The organism is Sphingobacterium sp. HSC-15S19 (assembly GCF_050433745.1).
GTDB lineage: Bacteria > Bacteroidota > Bacteroidia > Sphingobacteriales > Sphingobacteriaceae > Sphingobacterium > Sphingobacterium siyangense.
This window is the reverse complement of record NZ_JBNPWQ010000020.1, coordinates 49,087-61,101: the sequence shown is the minus strand read 5'-3', so window position 1 is coordinate 61,101 and position 12,015 is coordinate 49,087. Positions and strand designations below refer to the sequence as shown.

The window sequence follows — 12,015 nt, the reverse complement described above, 5'->3', positions numbered from 1 at the left end:
TCAAAGTTATGAATAAAAAAAGAGTTTCTAATACTGAAATTGAATAATTTAATCAATAAATCTATCCAATTCTTAACATTTTTAGCATGATTTAAAAAGGGCTTCTAGCGTACTACAAATTTATTTTCTATTGGAATTATTTATTTCTGCCGAAGATTTATTTAACCAGTATTTCCTCCAGTTTTGGAAGTCCATTTGGGAAATGAGTTTTGATCAATTTTTGCCAGTCCAGTGCCTTATTGTCTTTTTCGCTTGTCCCAACTCCGGCGATATGAGACCACTGTCCGTAAACAGTTGCCGGAGAATAGTCTAATAGATGCTCTTCATACCAGGAGGCGCCACGAAGCCAGTTTACCTGATACTCATGAACTAAATAGCTGGCAGCGATTAGGCGTGCTTGATAGGGGATATAGCCGGTCTTCTGTAATTGGACCATCACACTGTTTATAAAATCATGTTCTGTATGGCCCGATTTCCATTTTTCAAATAATTCCTCATTTCCTTCTAAGGGCGGGTGATCCTGATGGGAGCTGTTTTTAGTGCCCTGTGGCTTAAAAAATATATTCGGATATTTTTTAAGCATAAACCTAAAATAATCGCGCCAGAGAAGAATGTCGACAATTTTTTCAAATCGTTTGTCCTTTTTACCTTCACCAAGTTTTTTGATATTGTTATAGAGTAAAATAGGTGACAAGGCACCTGAAGCTATAAAAGGCCCTAGAATCAAGGGGTCCTGGTCCGTTTCCGGATAGGTTGACAATACCGCATGCATAATACTAAGCGCTGTGTCTTCGCCACCGAGAATATAGATGTCATCAACAGATTTGATCTCCTCCTCTGAATAGCCTAAATCTTTTAATGAAGGGATTTTGGTGTCCTCGAGATGGGGAGGGGTAAGGAAATTGGTCGGAAATGGGATTGGTTGCCGAACTAGACTTTCCCGCTCAACTTTTTTCTTGAAAATAGAAAAACCATTGGGTATATCTTTAATAGGGAAAGGGAGGTCTTCCTTGTGGTACAGGGTATGGCCAATGAAATGACGCAAATTTATTTTGCTGCTCCAAAGCTCACTTTCTACTTTTTCCGATATAGAAGTCTCCCGAAGTGCCACTTCGCGGTGGTGATAAACTTCGTTGACTTGGTATTTTTGTGCTATTCTTGGGATAATATCTTCAGGCTTGCCAATATAAGTTAATAAGTCGCTACCATGGCTCTTTAATTTTTCTTTTAAAGCGGTCACGGCTTCGATAACAAAGGCCGCCCGTAAAACACCGGTATTTAAGGTGCCAAATTGATTGCGGTCGAAATATCGGGGATCAAAACAGTATACCGGGATGATAAATGAACTTTTTTCAGAAGCTTGATAAAATACTTCATTGTCATGAAGTCTTAAATCATTTCTAAACCAGATCATTGTAGCCCTTTTGTCCATAGAGGTGAAGATAAATACTTTTTAGTGCAGCCTATTTTCAGAAGATTTACAAATATATAAGGATATTGTGTTCCTGAAAGTATTTATGCGCGAATTGACAAAAAAAGGACAATGACGGTACTTTTTTGAATGGTTTACTATATTTTGGTTAGGAAAAAATAAAAATAGTATTAAACTTATTTGATGTTTCTCTGTTCTAAAATCAGGGAATTATGATATTTGTAGGTCATTGCCGTTGCTCTTGAGACGATCGGAGTAACAGATTAAAAGCGTAAGAAAAACATGGAAAAAATAGCTGCATCACCAATGAAACCATCCTAGGGATTTTGTTCGTTTAAGAGATTAAAAGGGGAATACATAAATACAGCGTACTAGGAAGAAACGATCTTATTTAATGGCTCACAATCGTGAGAACGAATCATTAAATCGCGATGGTTTCATAGCCATAAAAATAGAGAATACGAATGAAAAAGGTTTTAATCAGCGGGCTAAATACCTATTTGGGACGACGGGCATCCTGTTATTTGCAATCCAGCGATTTTGATGTGACGGGATTAGTGCGCAACTTATCCCTTTTTAATAAAATAGTGAAAGAAAAGGTAACGGCAAAGCTTTTTGAATTGGACCTGCTACGGAAAGGAGAAGCTTTCGAGCGTTTTCAAATTGCTGATCTCAATTTTGGGATTTATTTTACACAAGTTCCTTCACTCGATAACGATATACAGCTTCAGCTTGAATTGCTTGGTCTGCGCAATTTCGTGGAAATTTGTAAACGTGGCGGAAATAATCGTGTCATTTATGTCGCAAGGCTAATGGATGAACATTTCTTGGAGCCTGTACGTGATCTACTGGAGAACTTACGTGTCCAATATACCATTGTGATTAAAAGTAGTGTGATCGGGAAAGAGAGTGTTTTAAACCGGATATTTGCGAAACTCGCCAAACGGCAGACCATATTTTATTGGAACTGGGTGGCTTCACTGAAGTTTCGACCGCTGCCTTTGCTCGATGTATACCGCTGGCTGCGGGAAATGCCTTGGGAAAATAATTTTATATCAGAAGTTATTTACCTCGGCGGCAATGAAGAAATGACATTTAGAGGCTTATTTTACCATTTCCTTAAGTGCACTTCCGAGAGTCAAAAGAGAGAAATTAGCGTCAATAAATTCTTTGCTAAACTTTTGCTGACAAGGTTGAATGATATCAATAAAGAAGATATCGACGAATTTAGAAGAGTACTTTATTATGAGAAAAATGTAGATAATTCAACTTGGCAGCGGGTGCAGGCATTTGAATTTACTCCTTTGAAATCCTATGTCTGCATGGATACCTAGTGGGCTACTGAAGCCCTTGCGCGATGTGCTTGTTTTGTTTGAACGTTGCTTTTAGGGTGTTTTGGCCATCTTATGTCGGTTGTATCCGATGGTAGGGGAGCAAGATCGAAGATCGCTAAAGGTTTTTTCTTTATATCCTGTTTAATAAATTATTCTGTTAAATTTGTGGATTAACGTGTTGAAGCAGATTTAATATATGGGATACAATAGTTTAGAAGCATGTGTTGCGGATCTTGAAAAACATGGCCATTTAATTCGGATCAAAGAGGAGGTCGATCCGTATCTGGAAATGGCTGCAATTCATATGCGGGTATTTGATGTTGAAGGACCGGCATTGTATTTTGAAAATATCAAAGGTTCGGAGTTTCCAGCTGTATCTAATTTATTTGGAACGCTGGATCGTTCGAAGTTTATGTTTCGGGATTCGTTGGATCACCTGAAGAAATTGGTGGATGTTAAGATGAATCCTGCCGCAGTGCTGAAAAATCCCTTTCAATATATTGGTTCATCGATGACCGCCCTAGGAGCTTTGCCCTGGAAAAAAAAGTCGGGGGCTCCCATACTTCACGGAAAAACATCAATTAGTAAACTTCCGCAGATTGTCAACTGGCCAATGGACGGTGGCGCTTTTGTGACGATGCCGCAGGTATATACCGAAGATATTGCCAAACCTGGTATTATGCAGGCTAATTTGGGGATGTATCGCATTCAGCTTTCCGGGAATGATTATCTGCCCGATCAGGAGATTGGTTTACATTATCAATTACATCGTGGTATCGGGGTTCATCAAACTAAGGCAAACGCGCTCGGTAAACCTTTAAAGGTGAGTATTTTTGTCGGCGGACCTCCAGCCCACCCCTTGTCTGCAGTAATGCCACTACCGGAAGGACTCTCCGAGATGATCTTTGCTGGAGCATTGGGAAATAGAAGATTTCGCTATTTTTATGATGATGAAGGCTTTTGTATCTCTGCGGATGCGGACTTTGTTATTACAGGTACCGTTTATCCCAACGAAAATAAACCGGAAGGTCCTTTTGGGGACCATATCGGCTATTATAGCTTAACTCATCCGTTTCCTTTGATGAAGGTGCATAATGTGTACCACAAGAAAAATCCAATTTGGTCTTTTACGGTTGTGGGGCGACCCCCGCAGGAAGATACTAGCTTTGGTGCTTTAATCCATGAAATTACGGGTGCGGCTATTCCAAAGGAGATTTCGGGTCTCCATGCCGTTAATGCTGTTGATGCGGCTGGTGTACATCCCTTGCTTTTTGCAATAGGGTCTGAACGGTATACGCCTTATCAGCGTGTCGATCGACCGCAGGAAATTTTAACAATAGCCAATCAGATACTGGGTAAAAACCAGCTCAGCCTTGCTAAATATTTGTTTATTTCAGCACATGAAGATAATCCGCAATTGGATATTTATGATATTCCGGCTTTTTTGGGGCATATCCTTGAACGCATAGACCTTTCTCGAGATGTTCATTTTCAGACCAATACGACTATTGATACCCTAGATTATTCTGGAGATGGATTAAATGCTGGTTCAAAGGTGGTTTTTGCTGCCGCCGGTACAAAGAAAAGAACATTGGGCCGTGAATTGCCAGCCAATTTTGAGCTGCCACGACCTTTTAATCAGGCAAAATTTGTCATACCAGGTGTGATTGCGATAGATGGACAGGCATTCTCCACATACGAGCATGAATCGAAAATTATGGCGGAATGGTGCCGCGCTGCCGCAGCAAGTTTCTGGGAAGGTTTTCCGTTGATTGTTTTATGTGATGATGCTAACTTTACCGCTGCTACTGTCAATAACTTTGTTTGGACAACGTTTACCCGGAGTAACCCTGCGTATGATATTTATGGAATAAATAGTTTTACAGCATTTAAACATTGGGGTTGTGAAGGTCCTCTGATTATTGATGCGCGAACAAAACCCCACCATGCCCCGGCTTTGATTAAAGATGAAGCGGTGGAAAGACGTGTGGATCAGCTTGCTGCAAAGGGAGGCTCGCTGCATGGAGTTATTTAAGAGCGCTTAATGCCTGTTCATTCAGGTTTATGGTTGAGAAATTAAATTAGAATAGATTTTAAAAGGTATAACATCAAGATGAATACAGCAGAATTATTGATTAAATCAAAAGGAAGCGAATTACAGTTTCAGGAAGTATTGGCTCATATTGCCGATCATTACAGCTATAGTCCCAGTGCATTTCAGAATGGGACGTTGAAAAATTCGAAAGAAGAAAATCAAGGCAGTGCAAAAGTTTTCTATTTTGCACAGTTGAATGGTCTTTCGCAGGAGGATACCTTGCGCCTTTTTGCCGAGCATTATCAGAATGTACTCGATAATCCTGAGGGAGAGGGACATCAGAACATTCGTCAATTTAGGACAAATGGCTGGGATGGGATCCTGTTTGAGCAAGAGGTATTGGTAAAGAAATAATACGTTCAGCTTTAAGGGGAGCTTACGGTGGAATAGGGATGCACTTGCTGTAGCGACAGTTTCGATTGAGATCGCATAAAATAGGCAAAAGTCACCCAAAAAAGAAAGGGCGGTAAACTGTTGTTATCGCCCTTTTTTGCCAAATATATTGCGGACTGTTTCGCTGGCTTAAGGCTTACTTTCGCAATCTTCTTCTTTATTTCCGCCAAAATATACCATCCAGCAAATTCCAAATTGATCTTGAAAAGCGCTGTATAGTTCGGCAAAGAATGTTTCGCCGAGCGGCATTTCAACAGCCTTTGCATTGGTGCTTAATGCATCATACAATGTTTTTGCCTCTGTGGTGCTTTCACACATCAGCATAACATAGCTGTTGTTTCCTTGAATGTATTGTTGACCAAAAGCAGGAATGACATCGGCACCCATCAACATGCTGTCTCCATTGATCGAAATTGCTGTATGACAGATTTTGTTTTTTGCTTCGTCTGGAACAGGTGGCATTTGTGGATCAGCGGGGATATCTCCGTAACGCATGTAGCCTGGGTTCTTTGTGTTGAAGACTTTTTCATAAAAATCGAATGCTTCTTCACAGTTTCCGTTGAAATTTAGATAAGCGTGTAATTTTGCCATGATTTCTAATTTTTGAATATAATGATTACTTCTTTTCGTTCTTTTTCTCAATTATTCTTCCCTGGGGACTACAATAAATAGCTTGGGAGTACATTCGTAAAATTAAACTGAAGTTTTCTTAAAAATCTTGCCTTAAGGCAAGATTTAAAAAAGTAGTTCTTTATTCATTAAAAAGGACTAATTTCCATGGACAATTTCCTTTCGAATACGGCTTAGGGAAGTGTCGGTGATACCTAGATAAGATGCGATATGTTTTAAGGGGGCTTGCTGTATCAATATTGGTTTTTCCTTAATCAGGCGTAGATAACGGGCAGTAGCAGGTTCTGTAATCATGGCAATAGCTCTATTTTTACTGTGAACAAGTTCTTTAGCCATCCAGGAACGGCCCCATTCCCTAAATTCAGGTATCTGATGAAAGAGTTCCTGGAAATCTTCAAATTTTATTTTCCAGAGACGGGTTTCCATGAGCGCCTGAATATTTTCCACCGTTGGATTGCGTTGAAAAAAAGAAGCCACTTCAATGACAACATCATTGTCACTACAGAAGCCGATGGTAACTTCATTGCCTTCATAATCATGTAAAAAGGAGCGTGTAAGTCCGTACTCAATCAAGTAGTAAGCATTTGAAACCTGTCCCTTGGTCAATATAAAATCGCCCTTTTTGACGGTTATGGCTTCGTGTTTCTCCGTGATGGCCGTTAATTCCTGTGGTGTGAGCGCAAGCTCACGATAGAAGGTTCTAATTAGATCCATGTCCTGGTTATTTGATTATGACGTCAATTTAACGATAAATCCGCAGATCAATTGTTAATCTATTGTGTGATTATTGTAAACAAATAAGTGTTTCGTTGATAATTTTGTTTGTTTATGAATCTATTTTTAATAAAAACACAATAAAAATTAAAAAACATTATGAATTTAGTTTTTAATTGTTTTACTTTGTGTCAATAACATAATGTAAAAACGAAATATTTAAAATTTTCATAATATGTGTGGAATTATTGGCGCTTTTGAATTAAAGCAACCTGCAAGCTCATTGAGATCTCAAGTATTAGAAATGTCAAAACGTATTCGTCACCGTGGTCCCGATTGGTCGGGTATATTCACTGGTGAGAAAGCTTTGTTGGCACACGAGAGATTAGCTATCGTTGATCCCAAATCGGGAAGTCAACCTTTGTACAGTCCGGATGGTAAAGTTGTACTAGCAGTTAATGGCGAGATCTATAACCACCATGAATTAAGAAATAGCCTTCCTGATTATGAGTTTTCTACACAAAGTGACTCTGAAGTTGTTTTGGCTTTATATTTAGCAAAAGGTCCCTCATTTGTGGATGAATTAAATGGTATTTTTGGATTTGCTCTATATGATTCGCGTGATGATTCCTTTTTTGTTGCACGTGATCATATGGGTATTATCCCTTTATATTACGGTGAAGATGAACAGGGACAGTTGTTTGTTGCATCTGAATTAAAATCACTGGAAGGTTTCTGTACGACGATTGAACAATTTCCTCCGGGACATTACTTGTATAGCGAAGCTGGGAAAACTCCGCAGCGCTGGTACCAACGTGATTGGGAAAGTTACGATGTCGTAAAAGACAACGAGACCGATATCGCCGTTTTACGCAAAGCTTTGGAAGATGCGGTACATCGTCAATTGATGTCAGATGTACCTTACGGTGTACTGCTGTCCGGAGGATTGGATTCATCCGTTATTGCGGCGGTAACGAAGAAATTTGCATCTAAACGCATCGAGAGTGACGATAAAGAAGATGCTTGGTATCCTCAATTGCATTCATTTGCGGTGGGACTGAAGGGTGCACCGGATCTAATTGCAGCACAAAAAGCTGCAGATCATATCGGAACGATACACCACGAGATCAACTTTACAATCCAAGAAGGATTAGATGCTATTCGTGATGTGATCTATCACCTGGAAACTTATGACGTCACAACGGTACGTGCTTCTACACCAATGTATTTATTAGCTCGTGTAATCAAATCAATGGGCATCAAAATGGTATTGTCGGGTGAAGGTTCAGACGAGCTTTTTGGTGGGTATCTTTATTTTCATAAAGCACCTAATGCACAGGAATTTCATGAAGAAACTGTACGCAAGCTGAAAAAGCTCTATCTGTACGATTGTCTGCGGGCAAATAAATCACTTGCGGCCTGGGGAGTAGAAGGACGTGTACCTTTCTTGGATAAAGAATTTATGGATATTGCTATGCGCATCAATCCTTCCGATAAAATGATTCGCGAAGGAAGAATGGAGAAATGGGTTGTACGTAAGGCATTTGAAGACTACTTGCCGGAGAGCATCGCATGGCGCCAGAAAGAGCAATTTTCTGATGGTGTAGGCTATAGCTGGATCGATACCTTGAAAGAGCAGGCTGAAAATAAAGTTTCTGATCAGGAATTTGCAGAGGCTTCAACGCGCTTCCCGATAAACACACCGAAAAATAAGGAAGAGTTTTTATATCGGACAATTTTCGAGTCCCATTTTCCTTCAACAGCGGCGGCACAAACTGTTCCTTCGGTAAAATCTGTCGCATGCAGTACACCAGAGGCCTTGGCTTGGGATGCTTCTTTCCAGCATCTGAATGATCCATCTGGAAGAGCTGTAGCCTCAGTCCACCAAGAGAGCTACGAGAAATCCAAAGTGGAAGCAGTGTAACTAATCAACCCTCATATCTATATTTAGTAAAGCCTGGAAAGATTCTTTTCAGGCTTTTTTATGTTCTCTTTTTAACTAAATAAGGGCATATTATTTAATTGATTAAAAATGAATGTGTTTTTTTAAATATTCTTTAGTAATTTTCGGAAAAACCAATCACAGGAAACGTTGAGTTTCTGAATTAGCTATAGGTGAACAAAATAGGAACGTGAATGTACAATTCAATATATTCCAGATGATCGTGTTCGCTGGTTAACAATTAATTATAAATAATGATATAAAGATGAAGATAGATTCAATGAAATACCATGGAATGAAATCTTTGGGGCTGGCACTTCTATTATTGAGCGCTCCAACTATTTTTGCGCAAAATAAAGACGCGATGGTTTCGTCAATTGTGCAGGAGGCAAATGCAAATTCACAATTGGAGAAGTATGCGTTTGAGCTTGTCGATATGATTGGCCCCCGTCTTGTCGGGAGTCCACAAATGCAACAGGCGCACGATTGGGTTGTCAAAAATTATAATGCGCTTGGAGCACAGGCTCGTAATGAGCCTTATGGTGAATGGCGTTCCTGGGAACGGGGAACTTCTCAAGTGACGATGACTTATCCGAGAATAAAGTCTTTAGAAGGTACACAGTTGGCTTTTAGTCCTATGACGAAGGAGAAAGGGATCGAGGCAGAAGTGGTCGCTATGCCTTTGTTTAGCTCCCAATCTGATTTTCAGTCCTGGCTTAAAACAGTTAAAGGCAAGATTGTATTGATTGGGATGAATCCACTGTCGGGGAGATCTGATGCCAACTGGAAGGAGTCTGCTTCCCCGAAAGGTTATGAAAAATATCAAACCTTAAAGAATGATCAGTTGAAAAAATGGGAAGGCAGCATGTCCTACACGGGAAGCACCCGTCGGACATTGCCATTGGCCCTGGAGAATGCGGGAGCCGTTGGTGTTATTGATTCCTACTGGACGGAGCTGCCAGGCATCACACGGATTTTTGATGCGAAGTCCAAACAGATTCCGGTATTTAATGTCGGATTGGAAGATTATGGTCTGTTATACCGCATGGCAGAACATGGGGTCAAACCTCGGGTATCACTACAGGGAAATTCAAAGGAGCTTGGGATATCAAAAACCTATAATAGTATTGCGGAGATCAAAGGAAAAGAAAAACCGGACGAATATGTTGTGCTTTCTGCACATCTGGATTCTTGGGACGGCGCTTCGGGTGCGACAGACAATGCTACCGGGGTGATTACAATGATGGAGGCAGTCCGTATTTTAAGAAAGGTTTATCCGGAAAATAAAAGAACGATTTTGGTCGGTAACTGGGGAAGTGAGGAACAGGGGCTGAACGGTTCTTCCGCATTTGTCGAGGACCATCCCGAGATCGCTAAAAATATACAGGTGGTATGGAATCAGGATAACGGGACGGGGCGAATTGTCCGTATCGGGGGGAGTGGTTTTGAAAAGTCCTACGAATACATTAGCCGCTGGGTGCAATATTTGCCTGAAGAGTTCCGTAATGAAATCCAAACCAGTTTTCCGGGCATGCCGGGGACGGGAGGGAGTGATCACTCTTCTTTCGTCCAAAAAGGAATTCCAGCCTTTGGGCTCTCTTCCACTTCCTGGGATTATGGTAAAGTGACCTGGCATACCAATCGCGATACCTACGATAAGATTGTGTTTGATGAGGTGAAACAAAACGCCATTATCGTTGCGATTTTAACTTACCTAGCCTGTGAAGAACCAACTTTGGTCTCCCGGGAAAAGATCATATTGCCAATCGATAAAGATGGCAAGCAGACGGTATGGCCAACAAATCTACAGTCAAAAAGAACAAGTGGTAATTGATGATGAAACAGCTCATTTTTGTTTGTCTATTTTTGGTATGCGTCCTATTCTCTTATGGACAGGCTTCATATGCTAATTTGGAAAACTACAGAACAGAGTGGTTAATCCTTCGTGAAAATAATAATTCCTTGGTGGGGATCCGTAGTTTCACGAAAAATGCTGTAAAATATTATTTAACGGTAGATCCTACTACATTGCAAACGCGTGTAGTAGGAGATCGATCAGTAAGCGTTCTGTACAAAGATGCGGCTCAGGTTACGAAAAGTCTAATTGGTTCGGTATATGAAAGTTGTTTTTCCTTGGTCAGAAAAACTGCAAATAACTTACAGGATGCGGGACTGAATTTTAGACTTCCCAAAGAGGCGGGTATTAATTTGACGATCGATCTATGTCCTTCACACAAACCTTTGGACAAAGCTATTTTTGAGGATCTTCTCGTTGCGTTTAAGGGAATTGATAGCACCCTGCCACTGGCCGTTTCTGTTTCGGGCAAATGGATGCTAAATCATGCTGCAGATCTGGAATGGCTAAAGTCATTGGATACAAAAGGTGTAAAGATTACCTGGATCAATCATACGTACGACCATGTTTTTAATAATAACCCTTTAACGTCCAATTTTCTGCTGTCTAAAAATACGAATCTAAATTATGAGGTATTGGAGAATGAAAAATTGATGCTAAAAAATGGGCTTATGCGTTCCGTTTTTTTTCGTTGTCCGGGCCTAGTTTCAGATCGAAATATTATTGAACGGCTGTTGTCTTATGGTCTTATTGCAGTTGGCTCGGATGCATGGTTGGCTAAAGGGCAGCAAGCCAAGAATGGAAGTATTGTTCTGATTCATGGTAATGGGAATGAAGAACTCGGTGTGCAGGATTTTATCCAATTGCTTCGGACAGAATCTCAGTCAATAAAAACAAAACATTGGACATTATATAGTTTATCTGAAGGTTTGGATGAGGAGCCGCATTAACTATTGAACAACTTGTTTTTAAGGATCGCCTTTCCTTTGCGTAGCTGGATAGCGTGATAGATACTTGGGATGTCGTTAGACCAGTTTTTGAGCGTGAGGATAATAGCAATAATTTCCAAACGTGTAAGAAGGCCTAACCAGACCGTTAACTGAAATAAGATTGTTGATTGGCAATGTAGCAGTAATTCGACTAAAAGGGCGAATAAAAACAGCGTCCAGATCTTCGCTCCAATGGAGTGTGTTGCAATTTCCTTTTTAAATTTTGCAAAGCTAATGATGTAGGTTAATATCTCTGATCCTACCAAGATCAAAATCAATGTAGCATTATCCTTAAAAAATTGTGGACAGCTCAGGTAAGTTACCAGTGAAATACAGGCAAAAAACAGGAGATCGACACTGGAGTCCCATCTGCGTAACAGCGTGGTAGAAACAGCTAGCTTACGGGCAATAATGCCGTCAAATATGTCGCTTAATAATCCGATTACAAGAAATGAAATTGCATACCATTTAAAATGATCCACTTTGAGCCAGTAAAAGAGCAACAGCAGCAGGCCTAAGACAAGGCGCAGTATAATAAGTGTAAAAGGAATGTTCTTTTTCAAAGCCTGCGGATAATCGGTTAAAGCGTTGTCATTAAAGATACGTATTGTACATGATAAAACAAAAAAGG

At 40.2% G+C, this 12,015-nt stretch carries 10 protein-coding genes; 6 read left to right on the top strand and 4 right to left on the bottom strand.

All coding sequences use genetic code 11. The annotated features are described in order from the left end of the window. Window positions 1-157: 157 nt before the first annotated feature. The gene (locus L1283_RS16940) at window positions 158-1,414 is read right to left on the bottom strand and encodes a deoxyribodipyrimidine photo-lyase (RefSeq protein WP_429626352.1); all 1,257 of its coding nucleotides are present in this window, start codon (window positions 1,412-1,414) and stop codon (window positions 158-160) included. Window positions 1,415-1,896: 482 nt separating this feature from the next. Between L1283_RS16940 and L1283_RS16935 the strand changes: the two genes are divergently transcribed. From L1283_RS16935 to L1283_RS16925, 3 genes are all read left to right on the top strand, one after another. After that, window positions 1,897-2,766 (top strand): NAD(P)-dependent oxidoreductase, encoded by an 870-nt coding sequence (locus L1283_RS16935; protein WP_088162881.1) that lies wholly within the window; start codon window positions 1,897-1,899, stop codon window positions 2,764-2,766. Window positions 2,767-2,962: 196 nt separating this feature from the next. Then, window positions 2,963-4,801, top strand: coding sequence for a UbiD family decarboxylase (locus tag L1283_RS16930; protein WP_088162880.1), 1,839 nt, complete (start codon window positions 2,963-2,965; stop codon window positions 4,799-4,801). 78 nt (window positions 4,802-4,879) lie between these two features. Then, window positions 4,880-5,215, top strand: a complete 336-nt coding sequence (locus L1283_RS16925; protein ID WP_075994097.1) for a HopJ type III effector protein — start codon at window positions 4,880-4,882, stop codon at window positions 5,213-5,215. A 168-nt stretch (window positions 5,216-5,383) separates the two neighbouring features. Here the strand turns inward: L1283_RS16925 and L1283_RS16920 are convergent, their stop codons facing one another. Continuing rightward, on the bottom strand, window positions 5,384-5,845 hold the full coding sequence (locus tag L1283_RS16920; protein ID WP_088163759.1) for a VOC family protein: 462 nt from the start codon (window positions 5,843-5,845) through the stop codon (window positions 5,384-5,386). Between the two features lie 177 nt (window positions 5,846-6,022). Continuing rightward, window positions 6,023-6,598 (bottom strand): Crp/Fnr family transcriptional regulator, encoded by a 576-nt coding sequence (locus tag L1283_RS16915; RefSeq protein ID WP_088162879.1) that lies wholly within the window; start codon window positions 6,596-6,598, stop codon window positions 6,023-6,025. 235 nt (window positions 6,599-6,833) lie between these two features. Here L1283_RS16915 and asnB point away from each other — a divergent pair, with 235 nt between their 5' ends. The 3 genes from asnB (at window position 6,834) to L1283_RS16900 (ending at window position 11,345) form a co-directional block, all read left to right on the top strand. Further along, entirely contained in the window at window positions 6,834-8,522 is a 1,689-nt protein-coding gene (gene asnB / locus L1283_RS16910; protein ID WP_088162878.1) for an asparagine synthase B, read from the top strand. Between the two features lie 283 nt (window positions 8,523-8,805). Further along, on the top strand, window positions 8,806-10,374 hold the full coding sequence (locus L1283_RS16905; RefSeq protein ID WP_088162877.1) for a M20/M25/M40 family metallo-hydrolase: 1,569 nt from the start codon (window positions 8,806-8,808) through the stop codon (window positions 10,372-10,374). Next, window positions 10,374-11,345 carry a polysaccharide deacetylase family protein gene (locus L1283_RS16900; protein ID WP_429626351.1) on the top strand — a complete coding sequence of 324 codons (972 nt, stop codon included), beginning with the start codon at window positions 10,374-10,376 and terminating at the stop codon, window positions 11,343-11,345. Before L1283_RS16905 ends, L1283_RS16900 begins: the two co-directional genes overlap by 1 nt. Here the strand turns inward: L1283_RS16900 and L1283_RS16895 are convergent. Continuing rightward, window positions 11,342-11,947 carry a CDP-alcohol phosphatidyltransferase family protein gene (locus L1283_RS16895; protein WP_198385987.1) on the bottom strand — a complete coding sequence of 202 codons (606 nt, stop codon included), beginning with the start codon at window positions 11,945-11,947 and terminating at the stop codon, window positions 11,342-11,344. The two genes, L1283_RS16900 and L1283_RS16895, sit on opposite strands and share 4 nt — an antisense overlap. Between the last annotated feature and the right edge of the window lie 68 nt (window positions 11,948-12,015).

Excerpts from the sequence above, each read along its gene's own strand:
- L1283_RS16940 (WP_429626352.1), bottom strand. The coding sequence starts at position 1,414 with ATGATCTGGTTTAGAAATGATTTAAGACTTCATGACAATGAAGTATTT.
- L1283_RS16935 (WP_088162881.1), top strand. The coding sequence starts at position 1,897 with ATGAAAAAGGTTTTAATCAGCGGGCTAAATACCTATTTGGGACGACGG.
- L1283_RS16930 (WP_088162880.1), top strand. The coding sequence starts at position 2,963 with ATGGGATACAATAGTTTAGAAGCATGTGTTGCGGATCTTGAAAAACAT.
- L1283_RS16925 (WP_075994097.1), top strand. The coding sequence starts at position 4,880 with ATGAATACAGCAGAATTATTGATTAAATCAAAAGGAAGCGAATTACAG.
- L1283_RS16920 (WP_088163759.1), bottom strand. The coding sequence starts at position 5,845 with ATGGCAAAATTACACGCTTATCTAAATTTCAACGGAAACTGTGAAGAA.
- L1283_RS16915 (WP_088162879.1), bottom strand. The coding sequence starts at position 6,598 with ATGGATCTAATTAGAACCTTCTATCGTGAGCTTGCGCTCACACCACAG.
- asnB (WP_088162878.1), top strand. The coding sequence starts at position 6,834 with ATGTGTGGAATTATTGGCGCTTTTGAATTAAAGCAACCTGCAAGCTCA.
- L1283_RS16905 (WP_088162877.1), top strand. The coding sequence starts at position 8,806 with ATGAAGATAGATTCAATGAAATACCATGGAATGAAATCTTTGGGGCTG.
- L1283_RS16900 (WP_429626351.1), top strand. The coding sequence starts at position 10,374 with ATGATGAAACAGCTCATTTTTGTTTGTCTATTTTTGGTATGCGTCCTA.